This window comes from Sphingomonas flavescens, from assembly GCF_030866745.1.
Taxonomy (GTDB): Bacteria; Pseudomonadota; Alphaproteobacteria; order Sphingomonadales; family Sphingomonadaceae; genus Sphingomicrobium; species Sphingomicrobium flavescens.
In genome coordinates, this window is record NZ_CP133016.1 from 2,289,004 (window position 1) to 2,309,758 (window position 20,755).

The following is a 20,755-nucleotide window of genomic DNA, read 5'->3' on the forward strand; positions in this document are numbered from 1 at the left end:
GCCAATGGCGAAAGGAGCCGAGTAATGGCCGATTTATCCAATCATCCAACGACCGCGAAATCCGCGCGGATTTATCGCATGGTGATGCCGCACCATGTTTGTCCCTGGGGTCTGAAGGCTCTGGACTTGCTCAAGCGGTCGGGCTTCCAGGTCGAGGATCATCATCTCGCCACGCGTGAGCAGACGGACGCTTTCAAGGCCGAGCACGGGGTCCAGACGACACCGCAAATCTTCGTCGGGTCGAAGCGAATTGGGGGCTACGACGACCTCCGGCGCTATCTTGGCAAATCTGTCGTTGACCCGAACGCCACGAGCTATCGGCCCATCGTGGCCCTGTTTGGCATGACGGCGCTGCTGGCGCTGGCCGCGGCTTTCGCGGCTGATGGACAGATCACACTAAGCCGTGCCCTGCCTTGGTTCATTTCCATCTCCATGACCGTTTTGGCTATGCTCAAGCTGCAGAACGTAAGCAGCTTTTCGGCGATGTTCCTGAACTACGACCTGCTGGCGCGCCGGTGGGTGCCCTACAGCTATGTCTATCCATTTGCGGAGGGCGCGGCTGGCATCCTGATGACTGCAGGGATATTGAATTGGCTATCGATCCCCATCGCGCTCTTCATTGGCACGATCGGTGCGGTGTCGGTGTTCAAGGCGGTCTACATTGACCGGCGGGAGCTCAAATGCGCGTGCGTCGGGGGATCGAGCAACGTTCCGCTCGGCTTCGTCTCCCTGACCGAAAACCTGATGATGATCGGCATGGCGCTCTGGATGCTGAGCATGGGAGCCGTTATCTGACCCGCGTGCCGCAGAAGCTGATCCGTCTGTTCGTCCTCCTAGCGATGATGTTGCTGCCGCTGGGCATGGCGCATCCCGCAGCCGCGCAGGCGCGATCGATGGCCGAAACGACTGAGATGGCCGGAATGACGATGCCCGACCAGCATTGCCCCAATGGCGATCCTCAGCACGGCGGCAAGGCGATGCCTGGCGAATGCACGATGGCGTGCGCGTCTGCCTTGCCCGCCGCCGACCCGCCACAGCCGTTGCTCAACCGTGCAACTTCGTTGCGCGTGAACGTCCCGCACTTCGACCGCCTGATTGGCGTCCTCCCCGAAATCGCTACCCCGCCTCCGCGACGCGCCTGACATCGAACCGGCGCGGCCCTGGTCGCGCATAATTTGATGAAGAGGCGGCGCAGCCGCCGCCTCCAGTCGCGGAGATTGATTGTGAAAAGCTTGTTTTTGGCCACGGCTGCCGCCGTGGCGATCGTAATGCCGGTCGCCCCATTATCGGCGCAGCACCAGCACATGCCCGGCATGTCGATGCCCATGCCCCCGCAGCCGAAGACGGCACCGAAGAAGCCCGCTTCCAAAAAAGTGGCGCGGAAAGTGGCACCGACGAAAAAGGCCGCCACCGCCAAGCAACAGAAGAAGTCGCCGACCGCAAAGTCGAAACCGGCAAAGGCCGAGACGGCGAAGCCTGTGATGGATCACGGCACGATGCCGGCGAGCACGGAAGTGATGCCGGTGGAACAGGGCGTCATGCCCATGGATCACGCAATGCCAATGGATCAAGGCGCCATGACGATGCCGGCGTCGCCCACGACTGGCGCAGAATCTGCGGATCACGCCCAGATGAATCACGGCGCGATGGACCATTCCACCATGAGTGCGGGGACTCATCAGATGTCGATGACCGGCGCGCTTGGCGCTTATCCGATGGAGCGCGAAAGCTCGGGCACGGCGTGGCAACCTGATGCGTCGCAACATGCGGGTCTCATGGTCATGAAGGGCGATTGGACGCTGATGGCGCACGGCGTGCTTAACCTGGTGGCGGATCAGCAGGGAGGCCCACGCGGAGACGACAAATTGTTCTCCTCGGGAATGCTGATGGCGATGGCGCGCCGGCCGCTCGGCGATGGAACTGTCCAGTTCCGTGCGGCTCTCAGCCCCGACCCGCTGATGGGGAAGAGTGGATACCCGCTGCTGCTGGCCAGCGGTGAGACCGCGAACGGACGCGACCGGCTGATCGACCGCCAGCATCCGCACGACTTCTTCATGGAATTGTCGGCGTCGGTGTCGCAGAACATCGGTTCGCGTGGCAGCGTCTTTCTGTACGGCGGGCTTCCGGGTGAGCCGGCATTCGGGCCGCCCGCGTTCATGCATCGCGAGGCAATCATGGACTCGCCCGAAGCGCCGATCAGCCACCACTGGCTGGATTCCACGCACATCAGTTTCGGCGTGCTGACGGCGGGGGTGGTGATGGACCGGGTCAAGGTCGAGGTCAGCCGCTTCAACGCGCGCGAGCCGGACCAGCACCGCTGGAATATCGAGACGGGACCGCTGGACTCGACGGCTGTTCGTCTGTCGTGGAACCCAACGCCTGAACTCGCGCTGCAAGGCAGTTGGGGCTACTTCAAGGATCCGGAACAGCTTGAGCCGGGCGTGAACCAGCGCCGCTGGTCCGCAAGCCTGCTCTACGCCCGCGACGTCGCGCCGGGCTGGAAATTGGCCGGGACGCTCGCCTGGGGCCGCAAGACGGTCGATCATCACAACGACGATGCCTTAGTCGCCGAAGCGTCGGTCAAGCACGCGGCGTGGACGATCTTTGGCCGAGGCGAAATCACCGAAAATCGCGAGCTGCTCGATATCGAGGAGCACGGTCCTGCCTACCGCGTGGGCAAGGTCTCGTTGGGCGCCGTTCGTGACTTCCGGATCGCGAAGAATGTCGCATTTGGGGTCGGTGGCCTCGCGTCGTTGAACTTCGTTCCGGATGACCTGGCACCATTGTATGGCGGCAAGAACCCGACCGGAGCCATGGGCTTCGTTCGTCTCAAGCTGGATGGAGGCCACGAGTGATCATTAAACGCCGAATGATTGCAGTAGCCGCCCTCCTGAGCGCCGCGGCAACGTCAGCGAAGGCGCATGATCCGCAGGCCTCGGCGTTTGCCGCTTCGGCGGTCGTGGCTCCGGCCGCCCGTCCCGCGGCAGCCATTGTCGACGCTTTCCACGCGGCGTTGCGTAGCGGCGATCTCGAAGCTGCCGCGGCGCTGCTGACGGACGATGTCCTGATCTACGAGGGTGGCAGCGCGGAACGATCCAAGGCGGAGTATCGGGCCGAACATCTGCCGGCCGATGCCCAATTCTCCAAAGCGACGGTGTCGACGGTGACCAGACGCAGCGGCCGGGTCATCGGTCCAGCCGCCTGGATCACCAGCGAAGGGCAGACGAGCGGCGAGTTCCGCGGTCGGAAAGTCAACAGTCGGTCGACCGAAACGATGGTGCTGGTGCGCCTGGGCGGGAAATGGAAGATCAGCCACATCCACTGGTCTTCCGCCGCGGTTCGCTGATTGACTAGCGCGGCGTCCGCCCACATATGGCGCCCGCTCTGTACAGCAGGGCCCCTTCGTCTAGCGGTCTAGGACGTCGCCCTCTCACGGCGAAAACACGGGTTCGAGTCCCGTAGGGGTCACCAGTGCATAAGTGATTGTATTAGCTGGACTTTTTATTCCTTTTGGGACTCGCAAATTTGGCAGTTTTCAGCCACATTGCGACGCCCTCACCGCGCTCTTCGGTCACTGGAGAACTGCTCTCGCGAGTGTGAGACTGCCAAACTCACTGGTTTTCTCTTCCGCCGAAATTCCGTGTCTTGAGTTGGATGCGGGCGGCCGCTCCTAACGGAGTAGCAGTGCTTCCTGTTCGGGCCAGCTGAGAGGCAGGCCATCGAGGTTCTGCAAGAACCGATTGGTCAGTCTCGCTGGTTGATTACCACCGATGATCGCATCGACGATAGTTGGCGATAGGTAGCTCAGACGCAGCAGTCGCTTGAACCGTTCGGTCGACCGACCGAACAACTTGGCCACGCGGTCGAGCTCGAGGTTCGGCTTCGATTCTGTAAGGATGCGAGCCCGTCGTCCATCGAGCAGTAGGATAATCAACTGCGGATCGGGAATTGGCTTGTCGATGACGGTCACCTTGCCGACGATCAGCTTGGCGTCGTTGCCTTGACGCACGCGCTCGATCGAGCGCTCAAGCGTCGCGCCGTTATTCAGCTCAACGGTAATGACCGCATCGCCAATAATGACTTTGCGAATTTGTTCGATAACCAGCTCGCGCCTGGCAACTTGGTCTTCACTCGATAGCGTCGCGATGGTCCGCTCGACCTCGACTTGACTGTCAACGCTAGTTACGCGCGACCTCAGCTGCGCGCCGAGCAACTCAACGATGATGCTCTCCACGCTTCTGGCCGCGATACGATAGGGCCCGGCGCTCCCTTCGCGGATGGTCTTGAGGTGGGTAACGTAATAGCGGAAGCGCTGTCCGCTGCGCACGGTATGGACCGGGCCCATGGTCCGGCCATGCCGATCCACGATCAGCCCCTGCAGCAAACTGGCGGACACGAGCTTGGGTCCACGCACCGCGGAATTGTTCAGGGACGCAAGGACCGATTGCGCATCTTCAAAGACTAATCGATCGAGGACCGGTTCATGCTGACCTTGATGGATCTGGCCGCGATGCGTGATCTCACCGACATACAGACGATTGGACAGCAAGCAGCGGAGCGAGCCGTATTCGAAGTGTCTGCCGCCGGTCACTTTGCCTACACGCTGTCGCTGCTTGGTCTGTAGTCCTTCGCGCTGCGCCCAGCGTAGCGTTGCTTGGACCGACTTGAGCACGACGAACTGGGCAAAGATGGCGCGAACGGTGTCAGCCTCGGCTTGATTGATCACCAACTTCTTGTCGACCACGTCGTAGCCTAGCGGCACCGTGCCACCCATCCACATCCCCTTGGCCTTTGATGCCGCAATCTTGTCACGCACCCGCTCGGCGCCGACCTCGCGTTCGAACTGCGCGAACGACAAAAGAACGTGCAGCATCAGCCGACCCATGCTGGTCTTGGTGTTGAACGACTGGGTCACACTGACGAACGAGGCGTTGGCCTGCTCGAGCTGTTCGACGATGCGGGCGAAGTCGGTGAGGCTGCGGGTCAGTCGATCGATCTTGTAGATGACGATGACGTCGATCTTGCCGGCCGCAACATCGGCGAGCAGCGCTTTGATGGCAGGGCGCTCCAACGTTCCGCCTGAAATCCCGCCGTCGTCATAGCGCTCGCGCGCCATTCTCCAGCCTTCCTGGCGCTGGCTCGCGATGTAGGCCTTGCAGGCTTCGTATTGCGCATCGAGACTGTTGAACTCCTGATCCAGTCCCTCATCGCTCGACTTGCGCGTGTAAATGGCGCAGCGGACGCGGCTCATTTGATCAGCCCGAAGAATTTGGGGCCGGACCAGCGCGTGCCGGTGATCTTGCCGGCGATTACACTCAACGATGAATGGCGAGCTCCCTCATAGATGAGGCCAGCCTCCGTCACGTCGACCACGTAGGTCCTGCCGCGCCAGCGGCGGACTAAGCGGTTGCCGGGGCGCAGTGTCACTTTGGGCGAGGAGCGCTGCCTCGGCCGCTCATCTCCTGAGCTAAGGATAGTCAAAGCTTTGCTCGACAGCCCGCCGAGCGAATGTTCCTGCAGCCGCCACGCGATGCCGCGGGCAAGCAGGTCGGGCGTTAACGCGACCGATGGCGCAGCCTTGTAAAGCTCGCGCCACCGGTTGGTTAGTTGCTTGCGACTGGATCTCCGCAGCGAGGCGATCTCTTCGTCGAGCGACGCGCTCATCGTGGCTCCACGGCTCGATAAGTGCGCAACCCGTCGATCTTGTCGCTGTCGATGGCATAGCCGAGCTTCTTGAGCCCGGTCATCGCGGCCCGAACCGTATGCGCCAGCCAGCCCGTGGTGGCGGTCATCTGATCGATGGTCGCGCCCTCATCGCGGACCAAAAGGGCAGCGAGCTGATCACGCTTTATTGGGTTTTTGGTAGGAGCCTCATCCGTCGCGTTCGGCTGTGCTGACTCCTTCGGAGTGGATGGCTTTGGCTTGCGAGCAGCGCGCGGCTTCGCGGTCTTCTGAGGCGTTTCGGCAATCTTGGCCTTGGTGGTCATGGGTGGTCTCCCGGCTCGGAGCGACACATCTCGCTCCCACCACCCAAAGCCCGGTCAGTCAGACCAGGCGGCGCGTCGGGACTTTGCGCCGATCCGACTCGCACAGCGACCAATGCTCAGCTTGCTCGTGAAGTCGAATGGAATTTCCGGAATGCGCCCTTCGCAGCTGTTGGCAGTCAGCTCGGTCCAACCCGCAAGCGGACGTTCGTTCAGGCAGTTGCTGATGTCTGCTTTCGACCCATTGCGGACATTAGCTCATCACTAGCCGGCTGAGACTAACTGACTACATTTGGCGGCCGAGTAATGCCCATAAGCAGGCGAACCAGCTCAGCTTGTCGCTTCGACCCCGTCTTCGCGAAGACCGACCGCAGCTGTGTGCGCACGGTCATGGCAGACGTGCCGCCGGTCCGCGCGATATGCTCGATTGTAGCACCCTCAGTAATCGCGCGAGCGACGCGCGCTTCGGCGGGAGTCAAATCAAACAACAGTCGCAGCAGGTTCTGATCAGGCAACAGCCGATTAGTGCCGTTGGCCACGAGCAGCAAAACGCCGTCGGAATCACCGACCTCCCTGGCGCGTCCTGTGAGCGGTATCACATGAACGACCATCCGCGACCATCTCTCGGTCGGTCGCAAGGCGATTGACGCGACCTGCCCGGCGGAGCGCTTGCCAGAGAGAATTTCGGCGATTGCCGTTTGAAGAAACCTGTCGGTGAAGCATGAGGCGCCGGGCCTATTGTCGACAATCGAGCCAACCTCATTATCGAAGACGGAATTATAAGCTTTCAGTCGGCCGTCACGGCCAATAATCGCGGCTCCCACGCCACTCAGCTGCAGGCCTTCGACCAAAGCCTTGTTGCGTGCGCTGTTCACTTGCGCGGTAAGGCTGAGTGCGCGGCCAATATGTGGCCGGAGGCGATCAAGGGCGGAGACCGCCTTCTCGGCTGCACCATGCGTGTCGAAACCTTCAACCGCCATGTAGAGCGCATTATTCGACGCGCCCGGGAACACGGAGGCGGCGCCGGCGATAAGGCCACGCGGAATCATAAACTCGCGTTTGACGGGAAGCGCTTCGATCTGTTCGATGGTCCGATAAGCGGTCTCCGCTCGGAATCCTGGATGTGGATCAGCAAATAACGGACCGATGTGCTCCGTGTTCTCGGCCCATCCTGCGGCGGCATAATCCGACATGTGACGTTCAAGCGAAGGCGCGCAGGTCCACGTCGGTCCGGCTGCTGTGACCGCGATGAAAACTCCACCGCGGGCACCCACCGCTTTGCCAATTTGCTCGAGGACTTCCGGCCAACGTTCGGTGACAACCGCAGCTTCGTAGATGCGGTCTATAATGTTGGTGAAAGGATGCTCCTGGGTACGCAACCAACCCGCCTGCTGAGTTCTGGCAAAGTACGGCAGACTAGGCGACGCGCAACGGGTAAGTGAAAATTTAATGAATACCCCATCTGAGGGATGCGTGCGGTGCTTGGAAGGTGGGACACTCAGCCGACGATTGAGCGGAGGGGTGCGTGCTTAAAAATATCGTTTGTGCAGCTTTGCTGTCGGTCGCGACGCCGGCCTGGGCGTTAAATATCGTGGATACCGGACCTGGAACAGGGGAAGGTCCAAGTTGGACATTAGATACGTCACAGTCTTTAGCGGCTCAATTTTTCACATCCCAGGATTACACCGTCACGGACGAATATCTATGGATGGTCAGCCAGAATGCATTCGGATTATACCGCGCGAGTATCTATTCGGACAATGGAACCGACCGTCCAGCAGATTTGCTATACTCGTCTGACTTCGTTGTCGGTCCAGCCAATACTTCGAATTGGTATGGGGTGTCGGGGCAAACTTGGAACCTTTCGACGGGCACATATTGGGTCGTTTTTTCAGCTATCACTGGATACGGTTATACGCCCTCGGGGTCACAAAGTCCGTTGGGCAACGAGGCTAGCTCGAACAACTTCGCCAATATTTGGAACCCCAACGATAGTCTTCAGCTGGGCGTGATCGTGCAGGGAAAGTCTGGACTCACGGGTGCGTCCGGCGCCGTGCCAGAGCCGTCGTCTTGGATAATGATGCTCGTAGGCTTTGGCGCGCTCGGGATGGCGATGCGTCGCACGCACGCCACGCATCTTCCACGACTAGCTTAGGGGGTTTCGATGCACACAGTGCAGCGGCTATTACGACTCATCGCAGTCATTACGGCAATTTCCGTTACTGCATCTGCCTCGGCAGCAACGCTTGTGGTCAACAGTTCCGGGATTCTAACTGGAGCCACGGGCGTTAGCATCAATGGTCATCTGTATGATGTGCAATTTCTGGAGGGAACCTGCACTACCTTGTATTCAGGGTGCGACGCCAACTCAGACTTCGACTTTTTCAGCAACTCGGCCGACGCAGCGGGTGCCGGTCAGGCGTTGCTTGATCAGGTTCTTATTGATGGTCCAGCAGGCAACTTCGACACAGATTTGAGCAAAACCTACGGCTGTACTGTACCGGGGCTTACAAGCGGCCTCTGCACCTTTCTGATTCCGACCGTCGCGGGTGCTGCAGGCTTTCCGACTACCGTATTGTACACGACCAATGGTGCATCGGACTTGGCTGATAATCCGAGCATCGTGAGCAGCTATCCACCAACTTTAGACACGACGGGCACCTTCGCGGTCTACGCAAAATTCACCGCGTCCACTTCGTCTGTTCCCGAACCCGCCACTTGGGCAATGATGCTTTGTGGCTTCGGTGCTCTCGGCTTGACCTTCCGTCGCAGCCAGAAAATCTCTCTAATCCGCGTTGTATAAAGACCAATCGGTAGCGATATAGACCTCCGCCTCCGATCGGGCCCGCTTCTTTCAAAACCAACGGAAGCGGGCCATCTCTTTTGATGTGCCGGCGCGCTTTTAGGCGTTCTGGACTTCCTTCAGTCGACTGAGCCATGTCACTGCGACAGGGCTGGCGCTAACGAAAGCGAGTTCCTCTGGTGGTCGCATTACGTCCGCTTTCCACCCAAAGCGGACGTTAGTGATGTGTGGCCTGCGACCTTTCAGATGCCTTCGCGGAGCTTCCGTCGCTCATCCATTTAATCGACCTAATTTGGTCCACGATCATGAGGTGGTCATAGCTACCAAGATGGCCGAAGTTGCCCGGCGCTACTGTTCGCCTGCCTATGAAGTCGATCTGATAGATGCCGTCGCGGTGCGCCTTTGGCTCTCTATCATTCGCGAATGTTAGCCAAGTGCCTCGACTTTCCATCCAGTTGCACGTCTTCGCCGGTTCAGGACAAAAGTTCGACCACTCCCATCCTGTCTGCCACAGCCCAGTCCAACGCCGTGCAGAGGTCATCTCGAAGCAACCTGTATCGTCTGGCCGCCAGGCGCTCAGCCCCTCGTAGCGGATTGCATTCAAACATTGATTTTTCATGCTGGGGTTGGCCGCTTTGAAAGCTTCGTAATCAGCATCGGAAAGGGCTGGCTTGCGATTTTCGCAGCTGCTGAAAGCAAGCCCTACGAGGCATACGACGAGCGGTAATCGCATCGAATGAAGCTGCGACAGATTGCGGCGCACCGCAACGTCCGCTTTCCACCCATTGCGGACATTAGCGACGCGTCTGCTTTCGACCCCTACCGGCCCGTTGGCTCGCGTTCGGCTAAACGAGCCAGACAAACAGCAAGGGATTACTTGAGCTGCCCATAGACGGTGCGCCCGCCGAGTACCGTCGCGCGCACCTTCAAGTCCCTAATTTTCTCGGCGGGGACCTTCAGAATGTCGTCCGAAAGCACGACGAAATCGGCGTACTTCCCCGGCTCGATGGAGCCTTTCAGTTTCTCCTCGAAGGTCGTGTACGAACCGTTGATGGTCACCGAGCGGATCGCGTCCTCGCGGCTGATGCCCTGGCTCGGCCCGAGGCGTCCGCCCCAGCCGGTGCCGCGGGTTACCTCGCCATAAATTTCCAGCAACGGCTCCGCATGGTAGGAAATCGGGCCGTCCGAGCCGCCGGCGAACATGATCCCGTTCCTGAGCCACTCGGCGTAGGGTTCGCTGCGGTCGGCGAGCGGGCGCTGCCACGCTTTGAGGATCAGGGCCCCGAGCTGGTAATTGTGCATGTATTGCGAGTTGATGATCAGGCCGAGCCGCTTCACGCGATCGTAATGCTGCGGACCGAGAAGGAACGCGTGATCGATCATCCACCGCCGCTTGCCGATCGGCGTTTGCGCGTTTGCGAACTCGAACGCGTCGAGGCCTTCATTGATTGCCGCATCGCCAACTGCGTGCGGTCGAAGCCGGTAGCCGTATTTGGCGACGAGCGCCGCGAATCGCCTGAATTGCTCGGTCGGCACTTTCTGCAACCCGCGGTAGCCCGGCTTGCCTGGATAGTCATGCTCGAGGAGCGCCGTGAGTTCGGCGCCGTCGAGGCCGGTCTCGCCTATCTCGTCGGCGCGGAACATGCCGTCGCCGTCGTTGCCGGGCTTCGGCAGTGCGCGTAGCTCGTTCTCGACCCTGTCCAGAGGCTCGGCAGAGTCAACATTGTAGGCGAAGTCTACCCGGACGGTGAGCAGTCCCTGCTGCCTGAGACGCCGATACATTGCAGCATCTTCCGCGCTACCGCTCGGATCCCCGACACTGGTCAGACCATGACTGTTCACGAGCGCGAGCACGCGCTTCATCCCGGCTAGCTGCTGCGCATCGGTAGGCTTGGGGATGAACTTGCGGACGAAGCGGCCGGCATTGTCCATCAACAGACCAGTAGGCTCGCCATGGGGGCCCTTGTAGATTTGCCCGCCCTGCGGATCAGGCGTGTCGCGGTTCACTCCAGCGAGCTTCAGGGCAACGCTGTTGGCGATCACATAATGAGGTCCGGGGACGGTGACCGGATTGTTTGGTGCAACGGCGTCGATATCGGCGCGCGTCGGGAGCCGGCCCTCGGCGAGCTGATATTCCCACCAGCCGCGCGTGCCCACGATTGGTTCACCGGGCTTGCACTGCCTGGCGCGGGCCGAGATCGCAGCCTGAATGTCCTTGATCGAATGGACGTGGGTGAGGTCGACCTCAGTCTCGAGATCCTTGCCGGCGGCGAGATGGACGTGCGTATCGTTGAATCCGGGCAGCACGGTCTGGCCGTGGAGATCGAAGACGCGAGTGTTTGGTCCCCGCGTCTTCAGCACCTCGGCATCGGTGCCGACGGCGATGAAACGGCCACCCTGGATTGCGGCCGCATGCGCGATCGAGAAACGGGGGTCGACGGTGACTATGTGCGCGTCGCGGATGATGAGATCGGCCGGCGCAGCGAGGGCGGTCGTCGAAGTCAGTGCTGCAATGGCTAACGTAAGTGAACGCAACATGGGTCTTGTCCTTGGCTAGAGGGTGAAGCGGGCGCCGAAGCGGAAGAAGCGACCAACGACATCGTAGAACTGGCCGTTGGTGCTGCTCTCGTTGATTCCACCGGCGGCACCGGACGGGATCATCGGCGGATCCTTGTCGAGGACATTGTTGATCGATCCGAAGAGCTCGACTGAGCGGCTCCGGGAAAGCGCCAAGCGATAGCTCGCCGACGGGTTGAGGTAGAGGAAGGCCGGCACGCTGTTGCGATTGATCGAATTGGCGCCGCTGCCCTCGTGCAGAATGGTGCTGAACACGTCGGGGCCGACGAATCGCGCCTGAAGGCCGATGTGGGCCGGACCGCGGTCGAAATCGAGGAATGCGTCAGCGGTCCATTTGGGCACGCCACCAGTGCGGTTGAAGTTGCTCACCTGGCCGAGCCGGTCCTGGACTCCGGCAGGCGTGGTCGAGGTCAGCCGAAGCACACGCGTCGCGAGCAGTTTTGCAGAGAGCCTGCCACCCAGGAATTGGGGTTGGGAATAGTTCAGCTCAAAGTCCACGCCGCGCGTCGCCGCTTGCGCGAGGTTCAACCTCGTATTGGTGATGAAGGCGATGCTTCCGTCCGGATTAAAGGTGATCGACTGGCAGTAGAGCGCGTTGCCGGCGAAGCAGCCCTGCGCCAGCGTCGGGGCGCCGAGCGTCGCGATCGCGTCCTTGATCTTGATATCGTAGTAATCGATCGAGGCGGTGAGGCGCGGCACGAACGAGGGCTGGAAGCTTGCTCCCGCCGTCAGCGTGTCCGCTTTCTCCGGCTCCAGGTTTGGGTTGCCCGCGCTGATCTCACGGATCTGCACCGAGCGGCCGAGTACCGGGTCGAACACGTTGGTGTTCGAGCTTCCGCCATTCTCGAACAGTTCGCTGATATTCGGCGCGCGAATGTCCCGGGATCGCGTCGCCCGGAAGCGCAGGCCCGCGAGCGGCTCGTACGTAGCGCCAGCTTTCCAGGTGTAGACGGTTCCGCTCAGCGAATAATGGGTCCTGCGGACGGCACCATTAAGGTCGAGGCCCCTCGCGATCGGCGCTTGTGCCTCGGCGTAGGTCTCGAACACCTTGATCGTTCCGACCTCCGGAAGCTGGTTGCCGAGAATCCAGCCGCCGACCGAGCCGTTGGCGTTGACGCGCTGCGAGATGGGATCGGAGGTGCCCAGCGCATGGTCGCGGCGGGCTTCAGCACCGATCGCCAGAGCGACCGGTCCGGCCCAGGTCGAGAAGGGCGTGCCACGAAGGTTGGCGGCGGCAACGGATTGAGTAGTAACGAGGCGGAAGTGGGCCGTGCCATTGACGTAGGGATTCACGGCAAGCGAACCGTCCGCGAATACGTTGACCGCGATGCAGCCGGGGGCGCGCGAGCGGCAGACGATCTGCCCCGTCGTCTGATCGACGACCGCGTCCACCGCATTCAGATACTCGAGCTGCTTTCGGTTGTTCGGCCCGAAATCGAGGTCGTAGATATTCTTACCGTATTGGACCGAGGCGTCGGCCGTCCAGGCCCCGAAATGGCCGGTCAGACCCGCGACCGCCTCATAGGTGGCGTCATCGCGATCGAGCCTGATCTTGCCAATGTCATTGCTGACGCGTCCGATGGTGATCGTCTGGAGATTGTTGGCGATCATCAGGTCGCGCACTGCGGCGGGCAGGAATGCGTTGTCGCGGCGGATCACCAGGTTGCCGCGGTCGCGCGGCTCCTGGCTTGCTCCCCCCGTATCCGAGAAGCCGCCGGAGAATTCCGTGAATAGCCGGACGTCGGGAGTAAGGTCGAACTTGGCGCTGGCCAGCGCATTCACTGACTCGATCGGAGTACCGAGAAGCGCGAGGAGGTTCTCGTTCTGGTCGACCCCATGGCCCCCGATCATCGTGGAGCCGAAGACCTGGCCGAAGCTGTAATTGTAGGTAGTTCCGAAGGGGCCGAAGGCGATCCCGCGAAGCGGTCCGCTGACGATCAGGCCGCCCGGCGTCGTGATCGCCGAATGGACGTTGGGTGAGATGATGAAATTCGGGAGTCCGTTGGCGGGGAAGGCGGGGTTGGTGATCAGCCCCACGTCGCGCAAACCCCAGCTGCGGGTCAGCTGCGTGCCGATGCCGCCGATCTTCACATAATCGAAACCGGCCATGACGCGACCGTGCCCTCCTGCGAAGCTCGTTCCTGCGGCGAGCGAGAGACGATGCTCCTCGCCGTCACCGCGCTCCGAAATGCCGCCCTGCACCGTGCCGCGGATGCCAGTGAGCTTTTTCTTGAGCACGATATTTACGACGCCGGACACGGCATCGGAGCCATAAGCCGCCGAGGCTCCGCCGGTCACGACCTCCACCCGGTCGACGAGCAGGGTCGGAACCACCTTCACGTCGACGGAGCCGGTAGCTGCGGTCGGAACGTGGCGGCGCCCGTTGATCAGAACGAGCGTCCGGGTTGAGCCGAGGCCGCGAAGGTCGGGATTGATCTGGCCGCCGCCGCGCGAGTTGACGCCGGCGGTGTTGGGCGAATCCATCGGGCCGAAGCTCGGGATTTGCTGAAGGACTTCGCCCATTGTCGCCGGAGAGCGATCTTCGATCGCCTGACTGCCAAGCACTGTGAGAGGGGTCGGCGCCTTAAAACCCGCGGGGAGTCGCGAGCCTGTGACCACGATCTGCTCTGCGGGCTGCCCGGGCTGGGCTGCGCGAAGAGCCGAGCTCAGCAGCATGACTGATGCGGCGGACAGGCGGTAACCCGCGCGAAACGGAACAGGATTCATGACAGACCTTCAGGAAAGCGAGGCAATAAAAAGGCCCGCCGGTGGGCGGGCCAATCGCGTCTGGGGTGAGGGGGGTTAGCCCTTACGCCATCGCCATTCGCGCGCGCCCGTCAGTTCCGTGTGCCAACGCCACCAGCGCGCTGCAAGCGCTGGTGCCTGAGCCGGAACGGTTGAGGGGTTCGTCATGATGCCTACGGCTAATCCAGGCGCGCGACGCGCGTCAAGGCGGCTGTTTACGAAGGAGGGCAACCGATCCACCCAGTGGCTGGTGTCCGCTTTCCACCCAAATCGGACACTACGATACCTCTTCCGCGCTAACGATGACAATCACTAGAAGAACGCTCGTCGACCTGAGCTTGCTGGGTTGAAGAGGAGGAAGAGAGCGTAAGGAGGCAAGGAAAGGTCCGGTAGGTTGCCCACTACCGAACCCGACCTCCCGAGGAATGCGCACTCGGATAGGTCGCCTGTAGAGCCGTGTTATGACAATCGCCTTGACGCAGCATTAAACTTGGCGTGGCGGTGAGACCGTCGCAGAAGCTCAGTCTGAATCAGCGTTCCAGAAGTCGAAGCTGTGCCACGGTGCTTGAGCACCGCTATCCGTGTCAGTGAGGGAGATGTGGAGGTACCCTTGATCGTTCAGCTGTGATGCGATCGAGAGAGCGCGTTGAAGCGGCATCGGCTCCGAAAAACGAACTGGTCCGTCATTGCTCCAGCCTTGGACGGTATAGAGCCCAGCGGCACTGCACAGTTCGGGAAAATTGCTCGAAGTCATCGGTCTCGATCTTCTTGTGGTACGGCTATTCAAACATCAACGGATGAGCACTCAGTGGGCTGCTCAAAGGACAGTTCGTTGCGACGGGTGTGAGTGCGCGAGCAAGGTCAACTAATGACGGTGAACGACTTCCGTACGGCTTGGGACCCACCGCGCTTGCGTCTGTAAGGTGCTGGAGGCCATTGTTACGTTCAATTGAGCTTGGACCGCTATAATCATAGGCCAAGGCTTTCAGGAGCTCAGCGCAGATTCTAGAATTAGAAGCTGATCCATTTCCGCAGCGCTTCGGCTTCCTTCAGCCGCGCGACGCTGATTGGATCATCAGCAAGCTCCGTATCGCCGGGATGGCAGATCACAAGGTGAAACTGACCCCGCGCAGTAAAGAAGCGTGGGAGAAGCAATTGGAACGGTGAGCGGAAGTCGTAAAAGCCAGCGAAGCTATCATTGCATCGCAATCCGGCACGTCGCGCCGCCCTTGCAAAGCCGGCCGCCTGAAGAGCGTTGACTAAGCTCTTCACGCGGAACGGCCGGCGGAGGATTCGCCATAATTTGTCCTCGCATGTGCGCAACCATGCGCGAGGTGCCCGACGAGAGGTCGCCTCGATCACGACCCTGCGAATTCCGGGTAGAAAATGCACATGCTGATGTCCGTCAACGAAATCCGGCGGTCGGCCCATCACTTCCTCGAAGCGTTCGAACTGTGCATTGACCTCGCTACCGATGGCGCCGATCGGCAGTCGTCTGAGGAATGCCATACCCCCCAGCCGGCCCGCGCTTGGAAGTTGATCGCCTTCAACAAGCTCGGGAGTATCCACGCACGGCGCTTCATCAGTCAGGACAAGGTGCAGCCCGATTTCAACATCACCCGGGAGATCCTTGAGCAATGCCGCATCGGCAGGCCAGCGGCGTGAAGCTGCCATACAACTGATCGCATTCAGCTTACCTGATTGGGCAAGCTCCACAATTGTTCGACTGATACCTGCCGACATCGCGAAGTCGTCGGCGCACATGATCGCGCGAGCGCCCACTAGGATGTCCGTCGGTTGCGTGCTGCCGAGCCAAGTAAACCTCGCGCCGTCAGTCTTGGACCCAGGAAGTCATAGAAGAATTTCGATTGAAATCGAGCGGGAGTGAAGTGGTAAGCAAGGCGCTCGCCCAAACTCCACCGGAGCACCGGCAAATCCCGTTCCCTTCGCGAAGGGCAGCACCAGAAGTCGCGGCTGCATCTAAAATGGCCGAACCGACTGACGCGATGAACGATCTCGTGGTCTTCCAAAATTAAGTTCCACCGGTCTGCATCGAAGCCGCCCGAGTGGCGAAGGACGTCGGTGATAAAAACTTGGCCAGCGCCGCCATTGTGGCATTGGTTTGGAAGAAGCCATGTTGCACAAATGAGATGCGCGGCCGCTAAAAACCGCCTTGTGCTTCGCCAATGAGATCGAACGTAGTACGCCTGTGCGCCGACACACTTGTCGTGTTTCAGCAGCCGGGTGGCGCTTTCAAGATAGTTTGGAGGATAGCTGGTGTCGGCGTCGAACGTGGCGACGAAAGGGGTGCGAACCCAGGCGAGGCCGGCTCGAAGCGCATGGACCTTGCCCGGCTGTCGCTCGTCGAGGAGCACATAGGCAAGCCCAAGCCGCTCGCATTCTGCCTCTGCAATTGCGCGACTTCGATCAGTCGACCTGTTGTCGACCAAAATCAGCTCAGGACGCTCGTACTGTGTTGCGACGCTGCGGAGCGCTTCAGCGATGAACTCCTGCTCATTGAAGAAGGGGATGATCACCGTCCATTGGGGCTGCCGCCACGAGCGCTTTAATGATTTTCGTGGGTCAAGCGCGGCGAAGTTTTCCATCGCAAAGTCTAACGCGGGTCGCGAGTGCATGTGCAGTTCAGCTGCTTCCCTTTCCATGCTCTGCTCACCCGTGGTGATGGGTGATCCTAGCAACCAGGAAAAGCTGGGAAAAATTATCTTGCTGTAATGCCGCGTTTAGCCGAACAGGTTGCTTAGAATATCGGGATGAAAGCCCCAGCCGGCAAACCCGCACAGTGTCATGAAAAGACCAAATCCGCCGAAGACCCACGCGGCCCACAGCGGTAGCCAACTTTCAGTCAGAGCAGCGACGGCTGCGATCGAAATGGCAGTGGCCAGAGAGGCTTCGGCAGCGTCGAACTGATCGTCGTGAAAGTTAAGGGCGTCGTATCGGTGGGCATATTGCTTAGCCTCAGCTGAGAGCTTGGGACTTTCCACACGATACTTGGCTGCTTCATTGTCGAACGAAGCGATGGCGCTGGCTGCAACCGCGCTCCGCTGAGCTGCTTTCAACTGGGTCCGCGCGGTCTCGACGATATGAAGCTTCGTTCGGGTCGCCTGATATTCGCTCCAACGATCAAGGCCGTTTGCCTGCGCCTGGGCCATTGCTTGGACGATATTGCCGTCCTTTATATTACCGAGCCCCATTGCGACTGAGAGCACAACTACGGTCAGCGCCACCAGGCGGTTGAGCCGCTTGTCGTTGGCTTCTGCGTTAAGTTCAACTTCCACCGAACGACAATTTCACAAGGCTTGTGAAGCTAAAAGTGAAATCACTATCCGATCCACCCATTTCTACCGCTGGCCTAGGCGAGCAATCATTGCTCTTGCGCCTGTACTTACCTCGGCTAGGCTAACGCGAGTTAGCATTGGGGGGCTAGTTCATGCGTCTTAAGTTAGCGTGGGCACTTGCCGCGCTTCCATTCGCCACGACCGCTAATGCGGCGAACATCTACATGGCTTGCTATTATCAGGATGATGCAACCGGCGCTCATCCGATCACCCGTCTCTTCACACTGAAGGGTGACGCCATCGCCGACTCTTATCCTACCTGGAGCTACGAGGGCATCAAGGATTGGGAAGCGCAATTCGCGACCAAGCCAGACGAGGTTCGCGGCACGTCCGATTATACGGACAAGAACATTATTGGCCAATTTGCGAAGTTCGCCGAGGCCCGTGGCGACAGCCATTCCAGCTGCGTAGTGACTACGATGAAGCCTCACGCTCTCGCGTGGTTCCAGATGCTGAGCGCGAAGTCATGGTTTAAGCTAGACGTTTCGAGAATTGCCGACTGGCGCCCGGACTCCCGCGCTGGCGTTGTCGCTGTAACCGACTGGTCCGGAAATGCGATCGAGGGTGCGACTGCGGATGGAGCGGAGGGCAAGGCAGACACGTCCATCGAGCGGTCAGAAGCGATTGACGGCAAGCCGAGCCGGCACAAAATGACCAATGCCGAGGCTGATGCGAAATACGCGGCCGACATGGCAGAGTATAGTAAGCAGCTCGCCGAGCGGGAGAAGCAGGTCGAGGATTACAAGCGCGCCCAGAACGACCTCGAACGCATAAAGCAGGAGCAGAAGCTCCAGGTTGAGCGCGCTGCGGCCGAATATCAGCGCCAGTTGGAGGCACATGCCCAGACCGTCCGCAATCAGCAGCTCGAATATCAGAAGGAGCTCGCCCGCCCGAAAGATGTGCCCAATGCCGTTTATCGAGGTTTCTGGGGTCCCGACTGCGCAACCGCCCGCCTTACCGCGACGCAAGGCGCTGGCACGTCGTCCACCACCCGGTTCAGGGAGGTGACGACGTCGCCTGACAGCCGCGGCTGCATCGCTCAGGGTTGGTGGTGGAATCTCGCTGGAGAGGGGACTGCTACTCGCCAGTAAGGATCGAAAGTCATCGTAAGCGAAATGTCCGCTTTCGACCCATTGCAGACATTAGCGCCTCAGGCCCGATCGCGGCCTAAATCGGATAAGACGTGTAAGCCCGATTTGTTAAGCAGCGCGAATTATAGGCCGTCTAAATGTACCATCGGCCGATTATTGAGCGAACCAGCAGGCAATCCATGTCACTCGCTGAATTGGTCGGTGCGTTCAGCTACGCGCTCGACATCACCGAGGGCCAGCCGCCGGGACATTGCGTGCGCTCGTGCTGGATTGGATCTCATATCGGAAGGGCTTTAGACCTTCCCGCACCCGAACTGCACGACCTGTATTACATGCTGTTGCTCAAGGATCTCGGCTGCAGCAGCAATGCGGCGCGCATTTGCGAACTTTACCAGGCCGACGACCGGGCGTTCAAACAAGGTTATAAAACCGTTGGGACGAGCCTGGCGGCGACGCTTCATTTCGTCTTCGCGAAGACTGCGCGATCAAGCAGCTTCACCCAACGTGCCGCAGCGGTCGGGAATATTCTGCGAAACGGTAAGCAGATCGCCGACGAGATGATCCTGTCGCGCTGCACGCGCGGAGCGGACGTTGCGCGCAAACTCAGGTTCTCGGAAGCCGTTTGCCAAGGCATTTACAGGCTCGACGAGCATTGGGATGGATCGGGGCGACCCGACGGCCTTCGCGGTGAGACTATCCCGCGGTTCTCCCGCATAGCCCTGCTGGCACAGATCGCGGACGTATTTCATTCGCATGCGGGACGGGACGCCGCGATCGCGGAAATAAAACGCAGATCCGGAAGCTGGCTGGATCCCTCATTGGTTCAAGCGTTCGAGCAAGTTGCCGCCAACGACAGTCTGTGGGCGGGTCTGACGTCACCTTTCCTCGATGCTCGGCTCGTAGCGCTAGCGCCGCCCGAAGAAGCGGTCGAGGTTGATGACGATTATCTTGACGCGATCGCTGCTGCCTTCGGCGAAGTTATCGATGCCAAGAGCCCGTACACGGCTGGCCATTCCTCGCGCGTCGCACTTTTCGCAGCTTCCATCGGAAGGGAACTGGGCGTTCCAGCTAGCCGCGGCCGCTGGCTTCATCGCGCAGCACTACTTCACGACATCGGCAAACTCGGTGTGTCCAACACGATCCTGGACAAGCCGGGAAAGCTCGAGGAGGCCGAATGGCAGGTGATGCGCATGCATGCCGCGCATACACAAGAAATCCTTGGCCGCGTTGGGGTCCTAGCAGATCTTGCTCCTGTCGCAGCCGCTCACCATGAGCGTCTTGACGGATGCGGTTACCCACTGGGCCTAGTCGACGCTCAGATCACGCGGGAGACACGCATCATCACGATCAGTGACTTCTACGATGCGTTGACCGCCGACCGGCCCTATCGAGCGGCGATGCCGGTGACCGAGGCGCTAGCCATCATCCAATCCGAGGTTGGAACCGCGATTGACCCTGCATGCTTCCAAGCTCTGCAAGCGGTAACGGATCGGTTCTAGACCTGACGCCGCTGAATCAGTGCCTGCCAGAAACGAGGTCCGCCCAATTTTCCCTTCCGGGCAGAACCAGCTAGCTAGTGCCCGCAATGCGACTTTAGTTTAGCGTCCGCTTTCGACCCATTGCGGACATTAGCCGTTGGATTACTTTGGCTGAGGTGGACTGGCTGAGACAGTACTTTTTCGGTGAGCCCTTCCGTTTGCGATCGCGGCTCTCGGAGGAGGAATGTGAGCGTCGCTTTGAACAAACAAGCCGTAGCGTTCCCCCGCTCATTGCCGATACGACCCCTGCGGCAACTTGGAAGCCATTCTTCGGCAAGAAGCGTGTTTATGCCTGGTATCCGTCAAGACGACGCAGTCCATGGTTGCGAGGCTCATTTTACGCCGACGGCGCTCACACCATTATTGAAGGCCGCGCTGGCGCTGATTTTGTGACACTCACAGGTGCCCTGTTCCTCGAAGCGGGCCTCCTTTACGGCGCATGGGGCCGACCTTTGTTGCCGTTAGTGCTGCTCACGCCCATCCCAATAGTATTCTTTGTGACCCGGCGAAGTAGTTCAGATGGCGAGCCGCTGATCGATTTCATTCAAGAACTCTTGGACGCCCAAAATGTGCTCGCAAGACCCGGCGATCCAATCCGCCGCTGACGACCGGCGAATGTCAGCTTTCCACCTAAATGGGACATTTGGGTGGAGACCATAAA

Annotated in this window: 19 protein-coding genes and 1 tRNA gene; 10 read left to right on the forward strand and 10 right to left on the reverse strand. The window is 60.1% G+C overall.

What is annotated here, in order from left to right:
• The first annotated feature begins 24 nt into the window (after window positions 1-24).
• From QU596_RS11750 to QU596_RS11770, 5 genes are all read left to right on the forward strand, one after another.
• Window positions 25-795, forward strand: a complete 771-nt coding sequence (locus tag QU596_RS11750; protein ID WP_308515700.1) for a MauE/DoxX family redox-associated membrane protein — start codon at window positions 25-27, stop codon at window positions 793-795.
• Between the two features lie 5 nt (window positions 796-800).
• Window positions 801-1,142: a hypothetical protein gene (locus QU596_RS11755; protein ID WP_308515701.1), complete on the forward strand. Its 342-nt coding sequence runs from the start codon at window positions 801-803 to the stop codon at window positions 1,140-1,142.
• 81 nt (window positions 1,143-1,223) lie between these two features.
• A complete protein-coding gene (locus QU596_RS11760; RefSeq protein ID WP_308515702.1) occupies window positions 1,224-2,855 on the forward strand; it encodes a hypothetical protein in 1,632 nt (543 codons plus the stop codon).
• Window positions 2,852-3,346 (forward strand): nuclear transport factor 2 family protein, encoded by a 495-nt coding sequence (locus QU596_RS11765; protein WP_308515703.1) that lies wholly within the window; start codon window positions 2,852-2,854, stop codon window positions 3,344-3,346. Before QU596_RS11760 ends, QU596_RS11765 begins: the two co-directional genes overlap by 4 nt.
• A 49-nt stretch (window positions 3,347-3,395) precedes the next feature.
• Window positions 3,396-3,471: transfer RNA gene (locus tag QU596_RS11770), tRNA-Glu, on the forward strand.
• A 199-nt stretch (window positions 3,472-3,670) separates the two neighbouring features.
• Here the strand turns inward: QU596_RS11770 and QU596_RS11775 are convergent.
• The 4 genes from QU596_RS11775 to QU596_RS11790 form a co-directional block, all read right to left on the reverse strand.
• Complete coding sequence (locus tag QU596_RS11775; protein ID WP_308515704.1) at window positions 3,671-5,251, reverse strand: recombinase family protein; 1,581 nt, start codon at window positions 5,249-5,251, stop codon at window positions 3,671-3,673.
• The gene (locus tag QU596_RS11780) at window positions 5,248-5,664 is read right to left on the reverse strand and encodes a DUF2924 domain-containing protein (RefSeq protein ID WP_308515705.1); all 417 of its coding nucleotides are present in this window, start codon (window positions 5,662-5,664) and stop codon (window positions 5,248-5,250) included. The genes QU596_RS11775 and QU596_RS11780 overlap by 4 nt, the downstream gene beginning before the upstream one ends.
• Window positions 5,661-5,987: a DUF3489 domain-containing protein gene (locus QU596_RS11785; protein ID WP_308515706.1), complete on the reverse strand. Its 327-nt coding sequence runs from the start codon at window positions 5,985-5,987 to the stop codon at window positions 5,661-5,663. Before QU596_RS11785 ends, QU596_RS11780 begins: the two co-directional genes overlap by 4 nt.
• Window positions 5,988-6,262: 275 nt before the next feature.
• Window positions 6,263-7,363: a helix-turn-helix transcriptional regulator gene (locus tag QU596_RS11790; RefSeq protein ID WP_308515707.1), complete on the reverse strand. Its 1,101-nt coding sequence runs from the start codon at window positions 7,361-7,363 to the stop codon at window positions 6,263-6,265.
• Window positions 7,364-7,509: 146 nt separating this feature from the next.
• Between QU596_RS11790 and QU596_RS11795 the strand changes: the two genes are divergently transcribed.
• Both QU596_RS11795 and QU596_RS11800 read left to right on the forward strand, forming a co-directional pair.
• Window positions 7,510-8,139: a PEPxxWA-CTERM sorting domain-containing protein gene (locus QU596_RS11795; RefSeq protein ID WP_308515708.1), complete on the forward strand. Its 630-nt coding sequence runs from the start codon at window positions 7,510-7,512 to the stop codon at window positions 8,137-8,139.
• A gap of 9 nt (window positions 8,140-8,148) precedes the next feature.
• Window positions 8,149-8,787 carry a PEPxxWA-CTERM sorting domain-containing protein gene (locus QU596_RS11800; RefSeq protein ID WP_308515709.1) on the forward strand — a complete coding sequence of 213 codons (639 nt, stop codon included), beginning with the start codon at window positions 8,149-8,151 and terminating at the stop codon, window positions 8,785-8,787.
• A gap of 217 nt (window positions 8,788-9,004) precedes the next feature.
• Here QU596_RS11800 and QU596_RS11805 read toward each other — a convergent pair whose 3' ends face one another.
• The 6 genes from QU596_RS11805 to QU596_RS11830 form a co-directional block, all read right to left on the reverse strand.
• Window positions 9,005-9,550: a hypothetical protein gene (locus QU596_RS11805; RefSeq protein ID WP_308515710.1), complete on the reverse strand. Its 546-nt coding sequence runs from the start codon at window positions 9,548-9,550 to the stop codon at window positions 9,005-9,007.
• A 110-nt stretch (window positions 9,551-9,660) separates the two neighbouring features.
• Entirely contained in the window at window positions 9,661-11,325 is a 1,665-nt protein-coding gene (locus tag QU596_RS11810; RefSeq protein WP_308515711.1) for an amidohydrolase, read from the reverse strand.
• A gap of 15 nt (window positions 11,326-11,340) precedes the next feature.
• Window positions 11,341-14,091, reverse strand: coding sequence for a TonB-dependent receptor domain-containing protein (locus QU596_RS11815; RefSeq protein ID WP_308515712.1), 2,751 nt, complete (start codon window positions 14,089-14,091; stop codon window positions 11,341-11,343).
• A gap of 1,029 nt (window positions 14,092-15,120) precedes the next feature.
• Window positions 15,121-15,873: a ChbG/HpnK family deacetylase gene (locus tag QU596_RS11820; RefSeq protein ID WP_308515713.1), complete on the reverse strand. Its 753-nt coding sequence runs from the start codon at window positions 15,871-15,873 to the stop codon at window positions 15,121-15,123.
• Window positions 15,874-15,890: 17 nt separating this feature from the next.
• Window positions 15,891-16,772 (reverse strand): glycosyltransferase family 2 protein, encoded by an 882-nt coding sequence (locus QU596_RS11825; protein ID WP_308515714.1) that lies wholly within the window; start codon window positions 16,770-16,772, stop codon window positions 15,891-15,893.
• Window positions 16,773-16,850: 78 nt separating this feature from the next.
• Window positions 16,851-17,405 carry a DUF4337 domain-containing protein gene (locus tag QU596_RS11830; protein WP_308515715.1) on the reverse strand — a complete coding sequence of 185 codons (555 nt, stop codon included), beginning with the start codon at window positions 17,403-17,405 and terminating at the stop codon, window positions 16,851-16,853.
• A 152-nt stretch (window positions 17,406-17,557) separates the two neighbouring features.
• On the opposite strand from QU596_RS11830, the gene QU596_RS11835 reads away from it, so the two are divergent.
• From QU596_RS11835 to QU596_RS11845, 3 genes are all read left to right on the forward strand, one after another.
• Complete coding sequence (locus QU596_RS11835) at window positions 17,558-18,556, forward strand: hypothetical protein (protein WP_308515716.1); 999 nt, start codon at window positions 17,558-17,560, stop codon at window positions 18,554-18,556.
• Window positions 18,557-18,735: 179 nt separating this feature from the next.
• Window positions 18,736-20,055 (forward strand): HD-GYP domain-containing protein, encoded by a 1,320-nt coding sequence (locus tag QU596_RS11840; RefSeq protein ID WP_308515717.1) that lies wholly within the window; start codon window positions 18,736-18,738, stop codon window positions 20,053-20,055.
• 146 nt (window positions 20,056-20,201) lie between these two features.
• Complete coding sequence (locus QU596_RS11845; protein ID WP_308515718.1) at window positions 20,202-20,699, forward strand: hypothetical protein; 498 nt, start codon at window positions 20,202-20,204, stop codon at window positions 20,697-20,699.
• Window positions 20,700-20,755 lie beyond the last annotated feature (56 nt).